General features: G+C 66.4%; 17 protein-coding genes and 1 tRNA gene. 9 read left to right on the top strand and 9 right to left on the bottom strand.

Annotated elements, in window-relative coordinates; translation table 11 throughout:
* The first annotated feature begins 99 nt into the window (after positions 1 to 99).
* A complete protein-coding gene (locus FBZ93_RS11680) occupies positions 100 to 1479 on the top strand; it encodes an MFS transporter (protein ID WP_146986574.1) in 1380 nt (459 codons plus the stop codon).
* Between the two features lie 138 nt (positions 1480 to 1617).
* On the opposite strand, the gene purH is transcribed toward FBZ93_RS11680, so the two are convergent.
* The 3 genes from purH to FBZ93_RS11665 all read right to left on the bottom strand — a co-directional run bounded on the left by purH (position 1618) and on the right by FBZ93_RS11665 (position 6730).
* Complete coding sequence (gene purH / locus FBZ93_RS11675; RefSeq protein ID WP_146986151.1) at positions 1618 to 3210, bottom strand: bifunctional phosphoribosylaminoimidazolecarboxamide formyltransferase/IMP cyclohydrolase; 1593 nt, start codon at positions 3208 to 3210, stop codon at positions 1618 to 1620.
* A gap of 272 nt (positions 3211 to 3482) precedes the next feature.
* Positions 3483 to 5234 (bottom strand): heparinase II/III family protein, encoded by a 1752-nt coding sequence (locus FBZ93_RS11670; protein ID WP_146986150.1) that lies wholly within the window; start codon positions 5232 to 5234, stop codon positions 3483 to 3485.
* A 149-nt stretch (positions 5235 to 5383) separates the two neighbouring features.
* Positions 5384 to 6730 (bottom strand): RsmB/NOP family class I SAM-dependent RNA methyltransferase, encoded by a 1347-nt coding sequence (locus FBZ93_RS11665; RefSeq protein ID WP_146986149.1) that lies wholly within the window; start codon positions 6728 to 6730, stop codon positions 5384 to 5386.
* 189 nt (positions 6731 to 6919) lie between these two features.
* On the opposite strand from FBZ93_RS11665, the gene FBZ93_RS11660 reads away from it, so the two are divergent.
* Positions 6920 to 7153 (top strand): DUF1674 domain-containing protein, encoded by a 234-nt coding sequence (locus FBZ93_RS11660; protein ID WP_146986148.1) that lies wholly within the window; start codon positions 6920 to 6922, stop codon positions 7151 to 7153.
* A 52-nt stretch (positions 7154 to 7205) separates the two neighbouring features.
* Positions 7206 to 7814: a thermonuclease family protein gene (locus FBZ93_RS11655; RefSeq protein ID WP_208763998.1), complete on the top strand. Its 609-nt coding sequence runs from the start codon at positions 7206 to 7208 to the stop codon at positions 7812 to 7814.
* A gap of 68 nt (positions 7815 to 7882) precedes the next feature.
* Here FBZ93_RS11655 and FBZ93_RS11650 read toward each other — a convergent pair whose 3' ends face one another.
* Together FBZ93_RS11650 and acs are read right to left on the bottom strand one after the other, a co-directional pair.
* Complete coding sequence (locus tag FBZ93_RS11650) at positions 7883 to 8398, bottom strand: L,D-transpeptidase (RefSeq protein WP_146986147.1); 516 nt, start codon at positions 8396 to 8398, stop codon at positions 7883 to 7885.
* A gap of 375 nt (positions 8399 to 8773) precedes the next feature.
* Complete coding sequence (acs, locus tag FBZ93_RS11645) at positions 8774 to 10714, bottom strand: acetate--CoA ligase (protein WP_146986146.1); 1941 nt, start codon at positions 10712 to 10714, stop codon at positions 8774 to 8776.
* 838 nt (positions 10715 to 11552) lie between these two features.
* Here acs and FBZ93_RS11640 point away from each other — a divergent pair.
* A complete protein-coding gene (locus tag FBZ93_RS11640; RefSeq protein WP_146986145.1) occupies positions 11553 to 12719 on the top strand; it encodes a DNA topoisomerase IB in 1167 nt (388 codons plus the stop codon).
* Positions 12720 to 12868: 149 nt separating this feature from the next.
* On the opposite strand, the gene FBZ93_RS11635 is transcribed toward FBZ93_RS11640, so the two are convergent.
* Together FBZ93_RS11635 and FBZ93_RS11630 are read right to left on the bottom strand one after the other, a co-directional pair.
* Positions 12869 to 13282 (bottom strand): EVE domain-containing protein, encoded by a 414-nt coding sequence (locus tag FBZ93_RS11635; protein ID WP_146986144.1) that lies wholly within the window; start codon positions 13280 to 13282, stop codon positions 12869 to 12871.
* Between the two features lie 90 nt (positions 13283 to 13372).
* Positions 13373 to 14485: an alpha/beta hydrolase gene (locus FBZ93_RS11630; protein ID WP_146986143.1), complete on the bottom strand. Its 1113-nt coding sequence runs from the start codon at positions 14483 to 14485 to the stop codon at positions 13373 to 13375.
* Positions 14486 to 14691: 206 nt separating this feature from the next.
* Here FBZ93_RS11630 and FBZ93_RS11625 point away from each other — a divergent pair, with 206 nt between their 5' ends.
* The gene (locus FBZ93_RS11625; protein ID WP_146986142.1) at positions 14692 to 15453 is read left to right on the top strand and encodes a haloacid dehalogenase type II; all 762 of its coding nucleotides are present in this window, start codon (positions 14692 to 14694) and stop codon (positions 15451 to 15453) included.
* 6 nt (positions 15454 to 15459) lie between these two features.
* Here the strand turns inward: FBZ93_RS11625 and FBZ93_RS11620 are convergent, their stop codons facing one another.
* Positions 15460 to 16437 (bottom strand): NAD(P)H-dependent glycerol-3-phosphate dehydrogenase, encoded by a 978-nt coding sequence (locus FBZ93_RS11620; RefSeq protein WP_146986141.1) that lies wholly within the window; start codon positions 16435 to 16437, stop codon positions 15460 to 15462.
* Between the two features lie 13 nt (positions 16438 to 16450).
* A complete protein-coding gene (gene tsaD / locus FBZ93_RS11615; RefSeq protein ID WP_146986140.1) occupies positions 16451 to 17524 on the bottom strand; it encodes a tRNA (adenosine(37)-N6)-threonylcarbamoyltransferase complex transferase subunit TsaD in 1074 nt (357 codons plus the stop codon).
* Positions 17525 to 17711: 187 nt separating this feature from the next.
* Here tsaD and FBZ93_RS11610 point away from each other — a divergent pair, with 187 nt between their 5' ends.
* The 4 genes from FBZ93_RS11610 to FBZ93_RS11595 all read left to right on the top strand — a co-directional run bounded on the left by FBZ93_RS11610 (position 17712) and on the right by FBZ93_RS11595 (position 21828).
* Entirely contained in the window at positions 17712 to 18449 is a 738-nt protein-coding gene (locus tag FBZ93_RS11610; protein ID WP_146986139.1) for a uroporphyrinogen-III synthase, read from the top strand.
* Positions 18450 to 18560: 111 nt separating this feature from the next.
* Positions 18561 to 19808: a COG4223 family protein gene (locus FBZ93_RS11605; protein WP_146986138.1), complete on the top strand. Its 1248-nt coding sequence runs from the start codon at positions 18561 to 18563 to the stop codon at positions 19806 to 19808.
* Between the two features lie 20 nt (positions 19809 to 19828).
* The gene (locus tag FBZ93_RS11600) at positions 19829 to 21643 is read left to right on the top strand and encodes a heme biosynthesis protein HemY (RefSeq protein WP_146986137.1); all 1815 of its coding nucleotides are present in this window, start codon (positions 19829 to 19831) and stop codon (positions 21641 to 21643) included.
* 109 nt (positions 21644 to 21752) lie between these two features.
* A tRNA-Thr gene (locus FBZ93_RS11595) sits at positions 21753 to 21828 on the top strand.
* The last annotated feature ends 175 nt before the right edge of the window (positions 21829 to 22003 follow it).

The raw sequence follows: 22003 nt of genomic DNA, 5'->3' as shown, positions 1-22003 counted from the left end.
ATCAGCCAAACCGGCCCATGCTATATGGGAGCGGCTTGAAGCGGCAAAAGCCTCTCTGTGGCTCGATCTCAAGGAATATCTTTCGCGATGACGGCAACAATGCAGACGGGTGCGGCTGAAGCGAAGGCCACCACCAAAGCCTATCCTGGCCGCGCAGCCGTCATCAGCTGGATCTTCTTCGACTGGGCCGCGCAGCCTTATTTCACGTTGATCACGACCTTCGTGTTCGCACCCTATTTCGCGAGCTTCGTCGCGCCCGACGCCGCAAGCGGGCAGGCGCTATGGGGCTTTGCGACTGCCGCGGCGGGGCTCGCGATCGCGCTGCTGTCGCCGGTACTAGGGGCGATCGCCGATGCCAGCGGCCGGCGCAAGCCATGGATCGCGGTGTTCGGTGCGCTGCTCGTGATCGGATCGAGCGCGATGTGGATCGGCACGCCCGGCAATCCCGACATCATCCCGATGCTGCTGCTCGCCTATGCGATCGCCAGCGTCGGCGTCGAATTCGCGACCGTGTTCAACAATGCGATGATGCCGACCCTGGTGCCGCCGGACCGGATCGGGCGGCTCTCCGGCACCGGCTGGGCCACCGGCTATGTCGGCGGCATCCTCAGCCTCGTGCTGGTGCTCGGCTTCCTCGCGGCCAATGCCGAAACCGGCAAAACACTGTTCGGCTTCACGCCGCTGTTCGGCCTCGATCCGGTCACGCATGAAGGCGACCGCATCACCGGGCCGCTGACCGGGCTGTGGTTCATCATCTTCGTGACGCCGATGTTCCTGTTCACGCCGGATTATCCGGCGAAGCGGCCGATGCGCGAGGCACTCGGCGAAGGCCTGCGCGAGCTCAGGGAGTCATTGCTGAGTCTGCCGAAGCAGACATCGCTGGCCTGGTTCCTGCTGGCGAACATGATCTACACCGACGGGCTGGTCTCGCTGTTCGCGTTCGGCGGCATCTATGCCGCCGGCACGTTCGGCTGGGATACGATCCGGATCGGCACCTTCGGCATCATCCTGGCGGTTGCCGGCACATTCGGCGGCTGGATCGGCGGCAAGCTCGACGATGCGTTCGGGCCGAAGCGCGTGATCACCGGCAGCCTCGTGATCCTGCTGTTTGCGATCGTCGTGATCCTCACCGTGAACAAGGATTCCATCCTGTTCATCCCGGTCGCGCCGCCGGTGCCCGGCGGTCCGTTGTTCGCGGGTGCTGCCGAGCGCGCCTATATCGTGCTGGGCTGCTTGATCGGCGCCACCGGCGCGCCGCTGCAGGCAGCCTCGCGCTCGCTCCTGATCCGCCTCGCGCCGAAGGATCGCATCGCGCAATACTTCGGCTTGTTCGCGCTGACTGGGAAGGTGACGTCGTTCATCGGTCCGCTCATGATTGGGGCGATCACGGCGGCGACCGCGAGCCAGAAGGCCGGCATGGCCGTGCTGGTGGTGTTCTTCGTGGTCGGGCTGACGCTGCTGGCGCGGGTGCGGGAGTAAATCGCCGCCGTCGTCCCGGCGAAGGCCGGGACCCATAACCACCGGCCGTGCTTGGTGAGGGACAACTAACCCCAGCGCGCTTTCGATAGATCACGCGGTATGGGTCCCGGCTTTCGCCGGGACGACGATGGCGAGAGATCAGTGCCTAAAATGCCGCACGCCGGTGAACACCATGGCGATGCCGTGCTCGTCGGCGGCCTTGATCACCTCGTCGTCGCGCATCGAGCCGCCGGGCTGGATCACGGCGGTGGCGCCGGCTTCGATGCAGGCCAGCATGCCGTCGGCGAACGGGAAGAACGCATCGGAGGCGACCACCGAACCCTTGGTCAGGGGTTCTGCGAGCTTCAGCTCGGCCGCGGCATCGAGCGCCTTGCGCGCGGCGATGCGCGCGGAATCGACCCGGCTCATCTGGCCGGCGCCGATGCCGACGGTGGCGAGATCCTTGGCGTAGATGATGGTGTTCGACTTGACGTGCTTGGCGACACGGAAGGCGAATTTGAGATCGCGCAGCTCGGCGTCGGTCGGCGCGCGCTTGGTCGCGACCTTCAAGTTCATGTCCTCGACTACGGCATTATCGCGGCTCTGCACCAAGAGGCCACCTGCGACGGTCTTGGCGGTGAGGCCGACCGCGCGCGCGTTCGGCAGGCCGCCGGCGAGCAAGAGCCGCAGGTTGCGCCGGCCGGCGATGATCGCAATCGCCTCCTCGGTCGCATCGGGCGCGATGATCACCTCGGTGAAGATGCCGATGATGGCGCGCGCCGCGTCCGCATCGAGCGTGCGGTTGACCGCGATGATGCCGCCATAGGCCGAAGTGGAGTCGCAGGCCAGCGCGCGGGCATAGGCGGTGGCGAGATCCGGGCCTTCGGCGACGCCGCAGGGATTGGCGTGCTTGACGATCACGCAAGCCGCGGTGCGCTGCGGATCGAATTCGCCGACGCACTCATAGGCCGCGTCGGTGTCGTTAATGTTGTTGTAGGACAGTTCCTTGCCCTGCAGCTGGCGCGCGGTGGCAACGCCCGGCCGCTTCTCCGGCGTGGCATAGAACGCCGCGGTCTGGTGCGGGTTCTCGCCATAGCGCAGCGACTGGATCAGTTTGCCGCCGAAGGCGCGGAAATCCGGCGCCTTGGTGTCGAGCTGCACGGCAAACCAGTTCGAGATCGCGGCGTCATAGGCCGCGGTGCGCGCATAGGCCTTGGCGGCGAGCCGCCGGCGCAGGCCGAGCGAAGTGGCGCCCTTGTGCGCGGCGAGCTCGTCGAGCACCGCCTGATAATCGTTCGCTTCGACTACGACAGCGACGTCGTCATGGTTCTTGGCCGCGGCGCGGATCATCGCGGGGCCGCCGATGTCGATATTCTCGATGCACTCCTCGAAGCCGGCGCCTTTGTCGACGGTGGCCTCGAACGGATAGAGGTTGACGACCAGAAGGTCGATCGGCGCGATGCCGTGCGCGGCCATCGCGGCGGCGTGTTCCTTGTTGTCGCGGATCGCGAGCAGGCCGCCATACACCTTCGGATGCAGCGTCTTGACCCGGCCGTCCATCATCTCCGGAAACCCGGTGAGCTCGGAGACGTCCTTGACCTTCAGCCCGGCCGCCGCGATCGCCTTGGCGGTGCCGCCGGTCGAGACCAGCTCGACGCCCTGGTCGGCCAGCGCCTTGGCGAAATCGATCAGTCCGGTCTTGTCGGAAACGGACAACAGAGCGCGGGTCACGCGGCGAAGCTGCTCGGTCATATCGGAAAATCCTTGGCGGTTAAGGCAGCCGGGTAGCATGGTTTTGTGCGGTACGAAACCGGTACATGCGGCGGATTCCGGGGAAATTGAGGCTTCTTCCCCGTCATCCCCGCGCAAAGGCTTCGCCTTTGTCGCTGGAGGAGCGCGAAGCGCGTCTCGAAGGATGAATCGGCCCGGCTGTGGCCGTCGACCCTTCGAGACGCGCGCTAGTGCGCGCTCCTCAGGGTGACGGTCCAAATCGCACGGATTGGAAGCAATACGCCCGGCCACCACTACAGCGGCAGTTCGGGCTCGCGGCGGGCGTTGCGGCGGGCGTTGGTGGCGGTGGCCGAGGTCGAGGAGCGCACAAAACTCCAGCGGATGGTGGCGGCCTGCCTGGCGTCCTGCCGGATCACGATCTGGGAGGTGCGGCGGGGGCCGTCATTGCCGGCCAGGAACACGCTGTCCTCGAGGTCGACCTTGTCGTCCATCGCCTCGAAGGTCCAGACGTCGCGGTTGGGCAGCACCAGCATCACGCCGCGGGCGTCCGACAGCCGGCTCGCCTTCACCGAGGGGTGCAAATGGAAGCGCAGCGCGAAATCGGCCTCGCTGCCCTTGATGCGGCCGCCGGGCGCCGGCGACAGTGAGTCCTCGCCCTCGAGCCGCGTGCCGTCCTGCGAGACCATCAGCACGCGGCGGTGGATCACGCCGAAGCGCGAGAGATAGCCGTCATGCGAGGCGGTGAGCACGTCGCCGCCGGGAACGGCCTCGCGGTAGCTCTCGACATTGCTGGGGCCGCTGGTGATCGGCGCGCCGCGCAGCAGCCGCTTCATCGCCGACAGCTCGACGAACTGGCACGATGAGGTGTCGCGATAGGTCAGCGTCGAATGCGCCGCGGTGGAGCGCGCGAACGGCCGCCAATTGTCGCGCCCGGTCGACGGCATCCCGCAATTGACGACGATGCGGCTCGGACCCGAGGAGAGCTCGAACGACAGGCAGCCGGCATGCGCATCCTGGCTGACGCTTGCCGGCGGCGGTGCGCCGGTGTCGATGATCAGCGTGGTGTTGCCGGCATCGAGGCGCTGGAAGCCGGTATGCGGCATGCTCGCCATCGGCACGCCGCGGGTGTCGTCATAGGCGAGCAGCGTCGCGACCAGATCTGACGGCGCGGTCGACATGCCGTTGAACAGCGCGAAGCTGCCGTCGCCGTGCCGGAAGAAGCGCAGCATCGGCATCATACGGTCGATCGCGTTGAGCAGCGCCGGCGGCGGCGCGATGTTGCGCGCGGCAAAGGTCTGCCGCAGCGGCAAGAGATCGCTGAGCAACTCGACCAGCGCACCGGGATTGCGCGAGATGTGGCCGCCATCGGGCAGGATCTGGCGCTGCAACTCGTCGGAAAGCCTGCGCGTCGCCGACTTGATGTTGCGCGCCTGGTTGGCGAGGCAGAGCGAGGCGTAGCACAGCGCGATCAACACCTGCAGGCGCGGCACGCCGTCATTGTCGAGCGTCGCGTGGCGTAGATAGCGGATCTCACGCGCCAGACCGCGGAGATATTTGCGATAGAATTTGCCGTCGGTGTCGCCGAGCACCAAGGGGGCCTGCGACAGCAGCGAGATCACGCGCCGCGCGCGCACGTCGGCGCGCCGTTCCAGCGGCCGCTTGCGGGCCTGATTCGAAATCCAATCATCGACTAGCGAGCGGGCATTGGCGCGGGTCAGCGCAGTGTCGGCGGCGCGCAGATGGCGCAGCCAGCCGAAGCCGAGCAGGGCGGCTTCCCAATCCTCCGACGGCGGCTCGAGATCGAAGATCGAGCGGCCGTGGCAGGTGACGATCTTGCCGGCGAACACGAATCGCCCGGCATAGATCTCGGCAGCGCGGGTGGCGTCGGCGGTTCTGAGGTCGTGCGGGGCGATGATCAGCCGGTCGGTGCGGCCGGGCCACAGCCGCGACAGCGCAACCGTGGTGCCGCTGGCGCGTGCGAGCATGCTGCGGGCGAAGCGGCCAGCAATCAGCGTCGAGATGCGTCTGCTTTGAGCGACCGACACGCCTAACCTTGCGGGGAGGGAATTTTCAACGAATCCTTATTTAATCCGGAAACGCGGCCAAGACACCTGCTTGATAAACAAGACACCCTCTTGATACCGCGCGAATCACTTCACGAAGCATCTGGAGCTTAGAGGACTGAAGTTTAAAATCAGGACTTAACCAGCCGGGCTGCGTAAAAGCCATCCAGCCCGCCCAGCCGCGGGTCGGCGTTGGGCAGATGGCTGGGCAGAGTGCGCAGGTCGCCGTCGGCGGTAATGATGTCGTCGAGGCCGGCGACCTCGCTGCTCTCGACCGGCGCACGGCGCAGGCCTGATTCGCCAGCCAGCAGCGCGGCAATCGCGTGCTCGCCTTCCTCGGGCTCCAGCGAGCAGGTGCAGTAGACCAGCGTGCCGCCGGGCTTCAAGAGATGGGTGGCCTTTTGCAGCAGCCGCTTCTGCAGCGCCGACAGCGCGGCGATGTCGCCTTCCTGGCGCAGCCAGGCGACGTCGGGATGGCGGCGGATGGTTCCCGTCGAGGTGCAGGGCGCATCGACCAGGATACCGTCGAAGCTCGCGGCATCGGCGGGCCATTCGGCGGCGTCGGCGACGACAGTCTCGGCCTGCAACGCCAGCCGCGTGAGATTATCGCGCAACCGCGCGACCCGCGCCGGCGAGCGGTCGACCGCGGTGACCTGCGCGCCCGCCAACGCGAGCTGAGCCGTCTTGCCGCCGGGCGCAGCGCAGAGGTCCGCAATCGCCTTGTCCTTGATGTCGCCGAACAGGCGCGCCGGCAGCGCCGCGGCGGCGTCCTGCACCCACCATTGGCCTTCGGCAAAGCCCGGCAGCATGGTGACGGAACCCTGCAGCAGCGTGCGCACGGTTCCCGTCGGCAAGATCTCGCCATGCAGGCGGCTCGCCCATTGCGCTGCGTCCGACTTCACCGTGAGATCGAGTGATGGCTCGTGGCCGAGCGCCAGCGCCATCTCGCGCGCGGTGGCTTCGCCGTAATGCGCATTCCAGCGCGCCAGCATCCAGGGCGGCAGATCCAGCGTCTGCATGCTGATCTCGTCGATCAGGCCCTGGCCCTCGCGCGCGCAGCGGCGCAGCACGGCGTTGACCAGCCCGGCATATTTCGCCGCGCGGCGGTCCGACTGCACGAGCCGCACCGACAGATCGACCGCGGCATGGTCGGGCACGTCCATCCAGAGGATCTGCGCGGCGCCGATCAAGAGCGCGCTCTGCGCGCGCGGCGCATCGGTCGGGATGCCGCGATCGAGCAGGCGCGACAGCAGATGGCCGAGCGTGCCGAGCTTGCGCAGGATGGTCGAGACCAGCCGGCGCATCAGCGCGCGGTCGCGATCGGCCAGCGATTTCAGGCCGGGATGCGCGCCGGCGCCGTCGAGCTGGTCGTCGAGCGTGCGGTGCTTGTGCAGCACGCCGTCGAGGAGGTCGGCCGCGATGCGGCGCGCCGCGAGACCGGGGACTTCGGCAGGAACTGCAAATCTTGAAGGGGGCATGAAGCGGAGATATCTCGAAGGTGCTGGAGTTACATTCGGCTCATGCCCATCAACTCGAAAACACCTCTGGCATGCGAATATGCCAAATGTAAGAATCGCCTTGCGGGATTTCGTGATCGTGATGCCGTCACTGAGCCAACACCGGGATACGAAATTCGCAGGCAGAAAGTTTTGCCAAGAAGGCCTGCCATGTCTGAGAACGTCACTGAGAAATCGCCGTCGCCGCCGGAACCCGCACCGCGCAAGCCGCTGACGGCGGCAGCCCAGCGCGCGCTCGCCGAAGCCGAAGCGCGGCGCAAGGCTGCCGAGGAGTTGGCCGCGAAGGATGCGGCCGCGCGGCCGAAGGAATATCAGGGTCCGAAGGGACTGGAACCGACGCGTTACGGCGATTGGGAGACCAAGGGCATCGCCTCGGACTTCTGAGAGTCTTTTGGCGTGTCTTGCCCGCCGGCCCGACTCAAGTCAGTCTGGGAATATGTCCCCATACGAGAGAATAAATCCTTATCGTGGGACGGGACGTCCGCCCTTCCGCCGATCACCGTGGGGCCGCCGCGTGTCGGCGGCGCTGCCTTGGGTGTTCGTGCTCGGCATCGCCGTCGGGAGCACGCTGCCGATCCGCCGATGGGCGCCTGAATGGGTGCCGATGCCGTCGCACTGGTCGTTGAACCGATCGCGCGACGCCGATGTGATCTTGCAGCGCGCCGGCGCGCCTGACGCGCGGCACAGCGTCGATGTGATCAGGACGATCGATGGCGACACGTTCGAAGCGCGCGTGCATCTCGCGCCGGGCCCGGATTTCACCACGCGGGTCCGGCTGCGCGGCATCGATGCGCCGGAGCTGAAGGCATCCTGTGCGCGTGAACTGCAAATGGCGCAGGCGGCGACGGTGGCGCTGCGCGATCTGCTCGGCCAGGGCGATGTCGCGATCTACAATGTCGGTCCCGACAAATATCAGGGGCGCGTCGTTGCCGACGTCGCGACCAGGAAAACCGACAACGTCTCGGCCGCGCTGCTCGCGGCCGGTCATGCCCGCGCCTACAATGGCGGACATCGCTTCGGCTGGTGCGGTAGCTTTGCGCGCTGAGCTGAATGCGCCAAAACAAAAAGCCGCGCAGTTGCGCGGCCTTTCTTCATGCGAAGCGCTGAACGCGATCAGCGGGTGACGACAACAGTCGTGCCGACCTCGACGCGCGAATAGAGGTCGGTGATGTCGGGATTCAGCATGCGGATGCAGCCGTAGGAGACGAAACCGCCGACCGAGCCCGGCACGTTGGTGCCGTGGATCGCGTATTCGCCGCCGGCCAGCGTCATCGCCGCGACGCCCATCGGGTTATGCGGCGAGCCGCCTGCGATCACGTTCGGGATGCTCGGCTTGTCGCGCTTGACCTCGGCGGGCGGCGACCAGGCCGGGTAGCGATACTTGCCGTCGATGCGGGTGGTGCCGGCCCACTGCTTGCCGGACTTGCCGACGCCGACCGGGTAACGCATCGCGTGGCCGGAATCGAGAATGAGATAGAGCCGCCGTTCGTTGGTCTTCACCACGATGGTGCCCGGCTCATAATTGTCAGCGTGGATTCCGACCATTTCCGGCCGCGCTTCGGCCGTCTGCGACATCACAACAACGGCACCAAGGGTGACAGCGAACGCCACCGCAAACTTCATCGACATCAACCTCTCCACTTCCCAACAGCTCCCGTGGGGGAGCCAAAAACGAAGGTGCAGAGCCCTGAAAAAAACCGGGCTCGCCGGTCTCACGCACGCAATATTAACCGCGTGTCTTAACCGGGTGGTTTCACACCGGCCGCGAGACACGTCCTGATGGCGGGCAGAAAAGGAAAAGTTCGGATTAAAGTAAATGACCTGAAAACAACACTTGGCCACAAACGCGCCGCAATGACGCCTTGCCTCTGACAATCCCGTGAAATGGCCAATTCCATAGCGTTTCAAGAACTGCCGCCGCCGGATCGCATGGAGAAAAGCGAAGGGCCGCGGCGGTGATCGCGCGCGGCCCTTGCTGCATGTCTCGATATTGCCGTCGCCGGGTTACTTCTTGTTCTGCCGGTTCTGCACGAGGTCATCGACCACGGCGGGATCAGCCAGGGTCGAGGTGTCGCCGAGGCTCGACGGCTCGTCCTCGGCGATCTTGCGCAGGATGCGGCGCATGATCTTGCCGGAGCGGGTCTTTGGCAGGCCGGGCGCGAATTGAATGAGATCCGGCGAGGCGATCGGGCCGATGTCCTTGCGGACCCAGGCGACGAGCTCCTTGCGCAGCGCCTCGGTCGGCTCGGTGCCCTTCATCAGCGTGACATAGGCGTAGATGCCCTGGCCCTTGATGTCGTGCGGGTAGCCGACCACGGCGGCTTCCGACACAGCTTCATGCGCGACCAGCGAGCTCTCGACCTCGGCGGTGCCCATGCGATGGCCGGAAACGTTGATGACGTCGTCGACGCGGCCGGTGATCCAGTAATAGCCGTCGGCATCGCGCCGGCAGCCGTCGCCGGTGAAGTACTTGTTCTTGTAGGTCGAGAAATAGGTCTGCTCGAAGCGCGCATGGTCGCCATAGACGGTGCGCATCTGGCCCGGCCAGGATTTGGTCAGGCAGAGATTGCCCGAGGTCTCGCCGTCCAGCGTCTTGCCGTCGGCATCGACGATCTCAGGCACCACGCCGAAGAACGGCCGCGTCGCCGAGCCCGGCTTCAGCTTGGTGGCGCCGGGCAGCGGCGTGATCAAAATGCCGCCGGTCTCGGTCTGCCACCAGGTGTCGACGATCGGGCAGCGATCGTCGCCGACCACGCGGTGGTACCACTCCCAGGCTTCCGGATTGATCGGCTCGCCGACCGAGCCGAGCAGGCGCAGCGACTTGCGCGAGGTCTTCTTCACCGGCTCGTCGCCGCCCTGCATCAGCGCGCGGATCGCGGTCGGCGCGGTGTAGAAGATGTTGACCTTGTGCTTGTCGACCACGTTCCAGAAACGCGAATTGTCCGGATAGTTCGGCACGCCCTCGAACATCAGCGTGGTCGCGCCGTTGGCGAGCGGTCCGTAGAGGATGTAGCTGTGGCCGGTGACCCAGCCGACGTCGGCGGTGCACCAGTAGATGTCGCCGTCGTGATAGTCGAACACGTATTGATGCGTCATCGACGCGAACACGAGATAGCCGGCCGAGGTGTGCAACACCCCCTTCGGGGTGCCGGTCGAACCCGAGGTATAGAGGATGAACAGCGGGTCCTCGGCGTGCATGTGCTCGGCCGGGCATTCCGTGGTCACCACCTTGGCCGCCTCGTGATACCAGAGGTCGCGGGTCGGGTTCATGTCAACAGCGCCACCGGTGCGCTTCACCACCACAACCCAATCGACGCCGCCGACTTTTTCGATCGCTGCGTCGACATTGGCCTTCAGCGGCACCTTCTTGCCGCCGCGCAGGCCTTCGTCGGCGGTGATGACCACCTTGGAATCGCAGTCCTTGATGCGCTGGGCGAGGCTGTCCGGCGAGAAACCGCCGAACACGACCGAGTGGATCGCGCCGATCCGCGCGCAGGCCAGCATGGCGTAGGCCGCTTCCGGAATCATCGGTAGATAGATCGTGACGCGGTCGCCCTTCTTGACGTTCCGCGTGCGCAGGATGTTGGCCATCTTGCAGACTTCGTCGTGCAGCTGGCGGTAGGTGATGTGCTTGGATTCGGAGGGGTCGTCGCCCTCCCAGATGATCGCGGTCTGGTCGCCGCGCTTCTCGAGATGGCGGTCGATGCAGTTCCAGGCGACGTTCAGCACACCATCTTCGAACCACTTGATCGAGATGTTGCCGGGCGCGAAGGAGACGTTCTCGACCTTGGTGAAGGGCTTGATCCAGTCGATCCGCTTGCCGTGCTCAGCCCAGAAGCCGTTGGGATCCTTGACCGAGTGCGCGTACATCTCGCGATATTTGGCGTCGTTGACGTAAGCGCGCTTGGCCCAATCGGCCGACACGTCATAGATCTTCTCGGACATCATTTTCCTCCACTCATTGCCGATCGCAAACAACGCGGTGGCAAGCCGTCCTGATCATTGCCGCGATTATGCGTTGCCGCATTCCGGCCCGGCAAGGAAAAAGGACTGTCACTTTCGTCGCGTCGAAGCCGCCGGGCATTGCGCCGGCTGCCACATCTGATTGGGCGGTTTACCGCGCCTCGTTGATGAGTGAAACCTATGCGCCATCGTGTGCTCGAGGTCACTGGTCTCTTGGTCGTAGTGGTATCGTTCGCCGCTCGCTCGCTTGCGCCTCGTGCCCTCGTCGGAGCCCGATGGGTGTCGCGAAAGAATTGGCGGATCGCGATCGATCTGGCGCGCGATTTGAAGAGCCTCGAGACAGCGTGCAGCCGTGCGTTGACGCCGGCCGGGACGTGGCGCTCCCACACCCATCGTGCCGGACCGCTCACTGCGCGCTTCGATGAATTGTCCGAAGGGCAGTCGCGATCATCTGCGCCGACGATTTCGCGCCGGAGAGCCGGCGCGGCTCCCGTGGCGTATCCCTCACGGGACTGGGCTGGAAACGACACGGTCCCTGACCTGCCTCCGGCGGTTCCCTTCGTCGCCGCGGTCCTCCAAAGCCCGGTTCCCGGACCGGGCTCCCACTGTTTTGACCGATGCCGGACAGCCCAAAATCAAGGTTAGCGGGCGAATGGCACCCATGAAAGGTATTTAGAAACCGCAGATAACCGATTCGCGACTCGCAATGTCGGTCCTGACGCCCTAAATCGCCAATCCGAGGCCGGACGGCCCACCGGAACGAAGCCCGAAGCAACGGCATTACCGGGAGAACAGCGGAACAAGGCGTCTGACGAGTAGTATGATGGATCAGCAGAACATCGCGGCTGTGCGGCCCATGTCCGCCGATCCCGCTGTCGCCCTGGCGAAGGCGCTGGGCCAATGGCCCAAGCCGTCACCCAAGTCCAAGATCAAGCTCGACGCCCCGGCCGCCGCTGCCATCAAGACGTCAGTTGAAGATCTGGCGCGCGACCTCGGCCTGCGGCTCGGCGACCAGAACGAGTTGACCATCCGCCGCGTCAAGCGCGGCAAGAATTATTCGTTCGTTCGCGCCAACGGCTCGCGCGTCCGCGACGCCCGCACCATTCGCCGGTTGCACGCGATGGCGATGCCGCCGGCCTATCGCCGGGTGCGCTACTCCACCGATCCGAACACGCATCTGCAGGCGGTCGGCCTCGATGCGGCCGGCCGGCTGCAATATCGCTATCACGCCGATTGGGAGAAGGTCCGCGAGCAGCGCAAGGCGCATCGCCTGGGCAAGCTGGTGGCGGCGCTGCCGAAGATCCGGCGCAAGGTCTCGGCGTTCCTCTCCGGCGACGAGCCGACGCGCGAGTTCGCGCTGTCGGCCGTGATCGAGCTGATCGCGCGCACCGCGATCCGGCCCGGCAACGAATCCTATGCCCGCCTCAACGGCACCCGCGGCGCCACCACGCTGTTGAAGTCCAACGTCACGCTGGAAGATGATTCCCTGGTGCTGACCTTCAAGGCCAAGGGCGGCAAGGCCGTGCGCAAGGAATGCGACGCGGCCAAGCTGGTGCGCGCGATCGGCATTCTGCGCGACGTCCCGGGCAAGCGCATGTTCCAGTATTACGACCGCTCCGGCGTCGTGCGCGCCGCCTCGACCACCGCGGTGAATGCGTTCCTGCGCGAACTCGCCGGCATCAAGATCTCGCTGAAGGATTTCCGCACCCTGATGGCGTCGGCCGTCGTCGTGGAATCGCTGTCGCGGATCACGCCGGCCGCCAGCCAGCGCGGCCGCAAGCGCCAGGTGCTGGACGCGATCCGCGCCGCTGCCGACCAGCTCTCCAACACCCCGGCGATCTGCCGCAAGAGCTATGTCCACGACACCATCGTCACCGCGTTCGAGGACGGCATTCTCGAGCGCTTCGCCGCGACGATGGGCGGCTACCGCACCCAGTCCAAGCGCGAGCAATTGCTGGCGCAGGTGGTGATGGCGGCGGGGGCGTAGGCTCTCTGTCGTCCCGGCGAAGGCCGGGACCCATAACCACGGCCGCCCGTGATTAGAATTCGCTGTGGCCCCAGCTCGCTTCAGCAATCGCCATTTGGGGTAATGGGTCCCGGCCTTCGCCGGGACGACAGCAGAGTTTACTGCGACGCCTACAGCCCGCCCATCTTGCAGACCATCTTCCATTCCTCCGCGGTCACCGGCTGCACCGAGAGCCGCGAATATTTCACCAGCGCCATGTCGGCGAGCTTCTTGTCGGCCTTGATCGCGGCCATCGTCACCGGCGTCTTCAGCGGCTTGTCGGCCTTGATGTCGACGCAGACGAACTTGCCGGTCTTGTCGGTCGGATCGGGATAGGCCTCCTTGATGATCTCGGCGATGCCGACGATCTCCTTGCCCTCGTTGGAATGATAGAAGAACGCCTTGTCGCCCTTCTTCATGTTGACGAGGTTCTGCCGCGCCGTGAAGTTGCGCACGCCGGTCCAGGCCTCGCCTTTCGCACCCTTGGCGACCTGCTGATTCCATGACCAGGTCGACGGTTCGGATTTCACCAGCCAGTAATTCATCGCGACTTTACCCCGTTCTCGATCGCCGATTGCGCGGCAATCTACAGGCAGCTCGATGCCCACGACAAGCGCAGGTATCCGACGTCATGCTCACTGCTTCAGATATCGATCGAAGAATTTGGCGATATCGGTGAACGCCTCCCTGGTCTCAGGCGCATCGATGTTCATCTGGTACTGCGCGTGGGACTGCCCCTCATAGACATTGAGATCGGCAATCACGCCGGCGCGGCGCAATTTGCGATGGGTGCGAACCGTGTTGCTGAGGAACAGGTCGCGCGTGCCCGAGGTCAGGATGGTCGGCGGGAAACCCTTGAAGTCACCGTAGATCGGCGAGATGTAGGGATTCTTCAGGCTGGTCCCGTTGGCGTAGAGCTTGGCCGCGCGGCCGAGCCAGCCGTCCCAGGTCACCAGCACATTGTCGACCCACTCATTGCTGGCGTAGCTGTCGCCGATCTTGTCGATGTCGGACCATGGCGTGCCCGGCGCGATGGCGGCGGGCAGCGGCAGCTTCTCGTCCTTGGCCCGCAACACCATCGCGAGCGTCATCGCGCCGCCGGTCGAGGTGCCGAAGATCGCCAGCCGGTGGCGCTCATGGGATTTCAGAACTTCCTTCCACACCGCCATCGCGTCGTCCATCGCGGCCGGATACGGGAAGTCCGGCGGCATCCGGTAGTCGATCGAGATCACCTTGTAGCCGCCGAAGCCGGCCATCATGATGGCTTCCGGCAGCGCGGCTTCGCCGGGGCCGAACACGTAGCCGCCGCCGTGCACGTGGATCAGCAGGCGCCGCCGGTTCTCGAGCGCGATCTTGTTCGGCGTCACGATGTAGCAGTGCACGCCGGCAAGTCTGCTTTCCTCGACCTTGACGCCGAGCTTCGCCTTCATCGCCGGAATATTCGCGATGGCCTCCTTGGCGCGGCGATTGATCAACTCCTTCCATTCGGCCGGGGTTTTCGGGTCGGCATTGAAGTGCGGCGGATAGGGCGTGCCGATCATCGCCTGCATCTCGGGGGACACGTCAGTGGTGGGGTTGCCGATCGATTTAAGCGGTGCGACCCGCTTGCCGTTGTCGGCATTGGCGGCCGCTTCGATCTTTGCGAGGTCGTCGTAGGAGGCGGCGGTCTGGGCGCGGGCTGCGATGGACGGGGCGGCGACGGCAATGGCGAAGCTGATGAGGAGGATGGCGCGATGCGGTTGACGCATGGGTTTTTCCTTGGGACCCGTTTCTCGATTGTTCGACCGGGATCCGACGGTTCGCTAGCTACGCTAGTACGGCAGGTTCAGTCCGTGAAGAGAGGCCTGCAGGCGTTGATTGTTCTCAAATCTGGAATGATCTGTGCCGGAATCCGGCAATTGTGCCGTGACGTTTTTCCTGTGATCGAGTGGCTCCTCGTCTTGCAGGAGATCACATGCTTCTGAATCGCCGGACTTTCACCGCCCTGACCGCAGCTTCCGTTGCGGCGGCGGCCGTGCTGTCGCACCAGGCCCGCACCGCAGGCCGTCCACCGTTCAAGGCCATTGCTTTCGACGGCTTTCCAATCATCGATCCGCGTCCGGTATTTGCGCGCGTGGAGGAGATGTTTCCGGGCAAGGGTGCCGAGTTGAGCGCCTCCTGGCGAACGCGGCAGTTCGAGTATGGCTGGCTCAGGACTCTCGGCGGACGCTACACCGATTTCTGGCGCATCACCGAGGACGCGCTGGTCTTCGCAGCGAAGGCTACGAAGATCGAGCTGTCACCGGAACAGCGCGACCGTCTCATGCAGACATATCTGGAGCTGAAGGCGTGGCCCGATGTTCTGCCGGCGCTCAGGCAACTCCGCGAGGCCGGTGTGCGCATGGCGTTCCTTTCGAACCTCACCGCGCCGATGCTTGATGCAGTGGTCAGGAATTCCGGGCTAGAGGGACTGTTCGAGCCTCACCTCTCGACCGACAAGGTTCAGGCCTTCAAACCCGACGCCCGCGCCTATCAGATGGGTGTCGATGCCTTCGCTCTGCGCAAAGAGGAGATCGTCTTTGCGGCGTTCGCGGGCTGGGATGTCGCTGGAGCGAAGTGGTTCGGCTATCCAACCTTCTGGATCAATCGCGCCCATGCGACCGTCGAGGAGCTCGGCGTCGTGCCCGATGGAATCGGATCGGGATTAAACGATCTCGTCGCCTTCGCGACCGCGTGAGGCGCGTTACTCGGCCTTGAATGGCCGCGTCAGCAGGCCTTCGATCGCCGCATCGATCGTCAACCGGTCGCTCAGGATCGCGGCGACCGCATTCGACACCGGCATATCGACCTTTTGCGCGGCGGCGAGCTCGCACAGCACCGGCGCGGTGAACGCGCCTTCGGCGAGCTTGCCGACCGGCGCGGCTTCACCCCGCCCGAGCGCGAGGCCGAGCGCGAAATTGCGCGATTGCGCGGTCGAGCAGCTGAGCAGGAGATCGCCAAGCCCCGACAAGCCAGCGAGGGTTTCGGTGCGCGCGCCGCAGGCGCGGCCCAGCCGTGCGAGCTCGCTGAAGCCGCGCGTGGTCAGTGCCGCGAGCGCGGAAGCGCCGAGATTCTTGCCGACGACGATGCCGGCGGCGATCGCCAGCACGTTCTTGGCCGCACCGCCGATCTCGACGCCGCGCACGTCTGACGTGTGGTAGGGCCGGAACGTCGCCGAGCCGAGCGCCTGCACCAGCGCGCGTGCGAGCTCTTCGTCCCCGGTGGCTAACGTCACGGCGGTCGGCAATCCGCGCGCGACGTCGTCGGCGAAGCTCGGTCCCGACAGGATCGCGGGCACGGCGCGCGGCGCGGCTTCCGCGACCACCTCGGTCATGAATTTGTGCGTGCCATGCTCGATGCCCTTGGCACAGGCGATCACCGGCGTAGCAGGCGCAAGATGCGGCGCGAGATGCCCGACCGCCGCGCGCAGATGCTGCGCGGGGGTCACCGCGAGGATGATGTCCGCGCGCGCCGCGGCGGCGATATCCGACGTCACCGCGATGCTTGGCTGAAGCCGGACGCCGGCCAGCTTCGGATTGATTCGCGTCGCCTCGATCTGCGCCGCATGCTCGGCATTGCGCGCGTACAGCGTCACCTTGCGTCCGGCGCGCGCCGCGACCTCGGCCAATGCCGTGCCCCAGGCGCCGGCCCCGATCACGCTGACTGACATATGCGCGGGCATCGGACCCCTCGGCTCAATATCCGGCGCGGCTGTTGGCGTGGCCGGCCGGCGCCTTGGCGTTGGCATCGAGCAGCCAGCGTGCCCGCGGCGGTGCTTCAAGCGTGTCGGTGAGGCCGAGCGCCATCCGCTCGGCACCGGCCCAGGCGATCATCGCGCCGTTGTCGGTGCAGAGCGCCGGTGGCGGAATGATCAGCGTGGTCTGCGCTTTCGCGGCGACATCCTGTAGCGCGCTGCGGATGGCGTGGTTGGCGGCGACGCCGCCGGCCGCGACCAGCGCGCGCGGCGTGCCGAAGCGTTCCTGGAACAACCGCAAGCCGACGGTCAGCCGGTCCGCGGTCGCTTCCAGCACCGCGGCCTGGAAGCTCGCGCAGAGGTCGCTGATGTCCTGCGGCTCCAATGGCTCCAGCCGGCTCGCTTCGTTGCGCACCGCCGTCTTCAATCCCGACAGCGAGAAGTTCGCATCCGGACGGCCGAGCATCGGGCGCGGAAACGCAAACCGCGTCGGGTCGCCGCCGGCGGCCGCGCGCTCGACCTGCGGTCCGCCGGGATAGGGCAGCGACAGCATCTTCGCCACCTTGTCGAACGCCTCGCCCATCGCGTCGTCGACCGTGGTGCCGAGCCGGACATATTCGCCGACGCCGACCACGGCGACGATCTGGGTGTGGCCGCCCGAGGCCAGGAACAGGCAATAGGGAAACGCCAGCGCGCAGGTCAGCCGTGGCGTCAGCGCGTGCGCCTCGAGATGGTTCACCGCGATCAGCGGCGTGTCGTGCACCATCGCGATCGCCTTCGCCGTGGTCAGACCGACGATCACGCCGCCGATCAGGCCGGGGCCGGCGGCGGCCGCCACCGCCGACAATTGTCCGTAGCTGACGCCGGCCTCCTTCATCGCGGAGGCGACGATGCCGTCGAGCAGGTCGACATGGGCGCGCGCCGCGATCTCCGGCACCACGCCGCCGAAGCGGGCGTGCTCGTCGGTCTGCGAGCGTACGACGTTGGAGAGGATTTTCGCCTGCCCGTCAGCCTGGCGCTCGACCACGGCGGCTGCGGTTTCATCGCAGGTGGTCTCGATCCCCAACACCAGCATCGGTGGTTCGTGTCCCAATTTCGGCCCTTGTGCTACCAGCATGATCCGGACAGGCCGGAACCGGTTTCCGGCAAGATCATGCTCATCAAATGTCCCCTCCGGGGTAGCATTGCGAGGTCTCAAAGTGCAATCGGTCGCCAAGGTCCAATCTGCAGGGGCCAATTCGTAATGCGGGAGGCCTGACCCCGTGACCATCCTTGTCACACGACCGCATCCGGACAATGAAGCGACGCTCGCGTCGCTGCGCCAACGCGGCTTTGAGGCGATCGCGGCACCGGTGCTGCGCTTCGAGCCGTTGCCGTTCCATGACGACGATGCGGATTATGACGCGGTCATCCTGACCAGCGCCAATGCGCCGCGCGCGATCGATCTCGGCGCCAGCCGGCTGCTGCGGCTGCCGCTGTTCGCGGTCGGGGCGCATACCGCCGATGTCGCACGCGCCGCGGGCTTCGACAGGGTGATCGTGGCGAAGGGCGATGCGATCTCGCTGCGCGATCTCGTGCTCGCGCGGGTCGAGGCCGGCGAACTGCCGGCGTCCGCCACGCTGCTCTATCTCGCCGGCGCCGACCTGTCGCGCGATCTCGCCGGCGAACTCACCGAAAAGGGGCTGACGGTTGTCACCCACACCACGTACCGGATGGCGCCGGTGGCCGCTCTTCCAAGGGAGGTCAGCGACGCCTTCATGGCGAACCGGATCACGGCGGTGCTGCATTATTCCCGCCGCAGCGCGCAGGCGTTCCTGGACACCATCCGGGCCGACGGCCTGGAGATTTCGGCGCTCGCGCTGCCGCAATGCTGCATCTCGGCCGCGGTCGCCGCGGTGCTCCATGACGCCGGCGCGACCAAGGTGGTGGTGGCGGCGCGCCCGGATGAAAACGCCCTGCTGGAGGCGCTCGACCGCACGATGAGGCCGCGAGCGGAATAATTCTTTCGTCAGACCATGATGTTAGGCAATGCTCCGGTTTTCGGATCGTGCTCTAAGAACTGGCGCCGATTCTGGTACAATGTGCGGCCAATAGTTTTGAGGACCCTCGCGATGGCTGAAGAAAGGCCCGACGACACAGGACCTTCGCCGGATTCCCGGCCCAAGCGCGCGCCGCCGACCATCGATCTTCAGGCGACCCAGATCTCCAGCGAGCCGTCGAAGACCGAGGGCAGCGCGGAAGCCGTCAACGACGCTGACAAAGGAGCGGAGGCGGCTGCGCCCGAGGCGGAGCCCCATCCCGATCCTGCGCCTCATGCAGAGCCGCAGCCCGAGGCCGCTTCCGCCGCGCCGGATGCCGAGCCGTCGCGGCCGGTGTCGCCCTGGGTGGTGGCGCCGGTGTCGGGCGCGATCGCCGCAGCGCTGGTGATCGGGGTCGGCTGGCTGCTCGGCTGGCCCGCGGTGCCGCCGGCGTCCGCGCCGCAGCCCAATGCCGCAACGGTCGACGAGCTCGGCACGCGTATCAGTGCGCTTGAGTCGAAGGCCAGCCGGCCGGTCGCCGCGGCCGCCGATCCCGCGGCAACGGCGCGGCTCGAGGCGCTCGACAAGTCGATCGCCGCGTTGCGCACCGAGCTCGCCGCGACGCGGACGCAATCCGACAAGCTTGCCGCTGCGGTCAATGACGCGAAGGCCGCGCCGCGCGATGGCGCGGCTGCGCCCGACATCTCCGGCATCACGGCGCGCATCGACAAGGTCGAGGGTGCGGTGAAGGCGCAGGGTGCCGCGATCGCCAGGCAGGACAGCAAGATCGCCGACACCAAGGCCGAGGCGAAGGCAGATGATGTGCCACTGCGCCGCGTCGTCGCGGCATCGCTGCTCGACGTCGCGGTGCGTCACGGAGATCCCTACGCCTCGGCGCTCGAGGCTGCCAAAGCGATCAGCGACAATCCCGACCTGCTGAAACCGCTCGACGTCTTCGCTGCATCGGGCGTGCCGAATCCGAATAAACTATGCCGCGAGCTGATCGAGATCGTGCCGCAACTCGCACCGCCGCCGCCGGAAGCTGCGGCAGCCAGCGCCGGGCTGGTTGATCGTCTGCAGGCCGGCGCGTCCAAGCTGATCCGCATCGAGCGGACCGACGGCACCGGCACTGACCGCGGCAGCATCGTCGCGCGCGTGACATCGGCCGCCGTGCATAATGATCTCGCATTGACCGAACGCGAATTGAAGTCGTTGCCGCCGGCCGATCGCGCCGCGGCGCAACCCTGGCTCGCCAAGGTGGACGCGCGCCGCGCCGCGCTCGACGCGTCGCGGAAATTTGCCGACAACGCCATGGCGGCGCTCGCCACGGTCAATCAATAGATGCTTGCAATAGGTTCTTGATGATCCGGATCATTCTGTTCCTGCTGCTGATCGCGCTCGCTGCAGCGGGTGCCGCCTGGTTGGCCGATCAGCCCGGCGATCTCGTGCTGAATTGGGGCGGCTTGCGCCTGACGTCCAAGCAGCCGATGTACCTGCTCGGCCTCGTCATCGTCGTCGCGATGGTCGTCGGCGTGATCCTGCGCGCGCTGTGGAAGGTGCCCGGGCACATCCGCCGCGGCCGGCGCGAGCGGCGCCACGCCCGCGGCCGTCACGCCATCACGCAAGGCCTGCTCGCGATCGGGCATGGCGATTCCTCGGCGGCGCGTGCGCATGCCGAGGTGGCGCGGCGTCACGCAGGCGGCGATCCGCTGGCGCTGTTGCTGCACGCGCAATCCGCGCAGCTCGACGGTGATCGCGACGGCGCGCAGCGTGCCTTCCGTGCCATGGCCGAGCGCGCCGACACGCGGCTGCTCGGCCTGCGCGGCCTGTTCATCGAGGCGCAGCGCGCCGACGATCCGGTGGCGGCCGTGATGATCGCCGAGGAAGCGCTGAAGATGTCACCGTCGTCCTCGTGGGCTTCGCATGCGGTGCTCGGTTTCTGCTGCGCCAAGGGCGATTGGGCCGGCGCGCTGTCGATCATCGACAACAACCAGACTGCCGGACTGATCGACAAGGCGACCTATCGGCGGCAGCGCGGCGTGCTGCTGACGGCGCGCGCGCTGGAATTCGAGACCATCGATCGCGACCTGTCGCGCTCGAGCGCGATGGAGGCGCTCAAACTGGCGCCGACACTGATCCCGGCTGCGGTGCTCGCAGCGAAGTTCGAGAGCGAGGCGCATCAGGTGCGCCGCGCGATGCGCATCGTCGAGACCGCGTGGCTGGCGCAGCCGCACCCCGATCTCGCCGACGCCTATTCGCATGTGCGGCTCGGCGATTCCGCGCGCCAGCGCCTGGTGCGGGTCGAGACGCTGGCGGCGAAGACGCCCGGCAACATCGAGGGCGCGCTGGCGATCGCGCGCGCCGCGATCGATGCGTCCGAGTTTGCGAAAGCGCGCGCCGCGCTGGAGCCGTTCACAGCGGCACCGACGCAGCGCGTTGCGCTGTTGATGGCCGAGATCGAGCGCACCGAGCATGGCGACAGCGGCCGGGCGCGGGCCTGGACCTTGCGCGCGGTGCGCGCGCTGCACGATCCGGCCTGGACCGCGGACGGCTATGTCTCGGATCGCTGGCGTCCGGTGTCGCCGGTCACCGGCCGTCTCGATGCCTTCCAATGGCAGACGCCGGTGGCGGCGCTGCCGTCCGACAAGGGCCATGCGATCGAGCCCTCGCCGTTCGAGGAGGCGATGCTGGCGCCGCGCCGGGTCGAGCCGCCCAAGGAGGTGGCCATCGAGCCCGAGGCGGCCAAGCCGCCGGAGGCAGCCAAGCCGGTTGAGGCGGTCGAAGCCAAGCCAACTGAGCCCAGGCCAACTGAACTCAAGCCAACTGAACTCAAGCCCGTCGAGCCTGCGACGCCGACCGTGCAGGATAACGCCCCGCTGCCGGCAGCCATCGAGGCCGAGCCGGCCCCCGCTTCGGACGGCACTCCAGCACCGGAGCCTGCTCCGCCGCCGGCGGCCGAATCAACGCCTCCGGCGCCGGCCCCCTTGTTCCGTTCCCGGACCGACCTGCCCAAGGCGCCGCCGGCGCCCATTCCGGCCGTGATCCCGATCATCCGGGCCCCTGACGACCCCGGGGTCGACGAGGACGGTGCGGTGGACGAGTTTGCGGAACAAATCGGCCCGCCCAAGGCCCAGGTGGGCGGTTGGCGCGGATTTCTGTCACGTTTGGGAAGCTAATTCGCGGTTAGATGTCAGGTGTGTGGTTCAATAACCGCGTTTTCCTTGCCAATCGGGGTCATGCCCGATATCAGGTGGCGCGAATGATCAGGCCGTTGCCGAACGGTTCGCCGCAATAGCTCAGTTGGTAGAGCACGTCATTCGTAATGACGGGGTCGGGGGTTCGAGTCCCTCTTGCGGCACCACTCCCCAGGAACATTTCCCGCTTCGATCCACGGTCGCGCCTTGGCCGCCTGTACTCGCGCACCGCACATTCCACTCGCGATCGTGACCAAGCCGCCATCACGGCAATTCGGTCAAGCCGACTAAATGATGGGTGAGATTGCGGCGCGACATGGCGCAAAATGGCCACGCGCGGAA

Source organism: Bradyrhizobium macuxiense, assembly GCF_007993935.1.
GTDB classification, from domain to species: Bacteria; Pseudomonadota; Alphaproteobacteria; order Rhizobiales; family Xanthobacteraceae; genus Bradyrhizobium; species Bradyrhizobium macuxiense_A.
The sequence above is the reverse complement of the archived record's forward strand: the minus strand, read 5'-3'. Positions and strand labels throughout refer to the sequence as shown.

Excerpts from the sequence above, each read along its gene's own strand:
- FBZ93_RS11680 (WP_146986574.1), top strand. The coding sequence starts at position 100 with ATGCAGACGGGTGCGGCTGAAGCGAAGGCCACCACCAAAGCCTATCCT.
- purH (WP_146986151.1), bottom strand. The coding sequence starts at position 3,210 with ATGACCGAGCAGCTTCGCCGCGTGACCCGCGCTCTGTTGTCCGTTTCC.
- FBZ93_RS11665 (WP_146986149.1), bottom strand. The coding sequence starts at position 6,730 with ATGCCCCCTTCAAGATTTGCAGTTCCTGCCGAAGTCCCCGGTCTCGCG.
- FBZ93_RS11660 (WP_146986148.1), top strand. The coding sequence starts at position 6,920 with ATGTCTGAGAACGTCACTGAGAAATCGCCGTCGCCGCCGGAACCCGCA.
- FBZ93_RS11655 (WP_208763998.1), top strand. The coding sequence starts at position 7,206 with ATGTCCCCATACGAGAGAATAAATCCTTATCGTGGGACGGGACGTCCG.
- FBZ93_RS11650 (WP_146986147.1), bottom strand. The coding sequence starts at position 8,398 with ATGTCGATGAAGTTTGCGGTGGCGTTCGCTGTCACCCTTGGTGCCGTT.
- acs (WP_146986146.1), bottom strand. The coding sequence starts at position 10,714 with ATGTCCGAGAAGATCTATGACGTGTCGGCCGATTGGGCCAAGCGCGCT.
- FBZ93_RS11640 (WP_146986145.1), top strand. The coding sequence starts at position 11,553 with ATGATGGATCAGCAGAACATCGCGGCTGTGCGGCCCATGTCCGCCGAT.
- FBZ93_RS11635 (WP_146986144.1), bottom strand. The coding sequence starts at position 13,282 with ATGAATTACTGGCTGGTGAAATCCGAACCGTCGACCTGGTCATGGAAT.
- FBZ93_RS11630 (WP_146986143.1), bottom strand. The coding sequence starts at position 14,485 with ATGCGTCAACCGCATCGCGCCATCCTCCTCATCAGCTTCGCCATTGCC.
- FBZ93_RS11625 (WP_146986142.1), top strand. The coding sequence starts at position 14,692 with ATGCTTCTGAATCGCCGGACTTTCACCGCCCTGACCGCAGCTTCCGTT.
- FBZ93_RS11620 (WP_146986141.1), bottom strand. The coding sequence starts at position 16,437 with ATGCCCGCGCATATGTCAGTCAGCGTGATCGGGGCCGGCGCCTGGGGC.
- tsaD (WP_146986140.1), bottom strand. The coding sequence starts at position 17,524 with ATGCTGGTGTTGGGGATCGAGACCACCTGCGATGAAACCGCAGCCGCC.
- FBZ93_RS11605 (WP_146986138.1), top strand. The coding sequence starts at position 18,561 with ATGGCTGAAGAAAGGCCCGACGACACAGGACCTTCGCCGGATTCCCGG.
- FBZ93_RS11600 (WP_146986137.1), top strand. The coding sequence starts at position 19,829 with ATGATCCGGATCATTCTGTTCCTGCTGCTGATCGCGCTCGCTGCAGCG.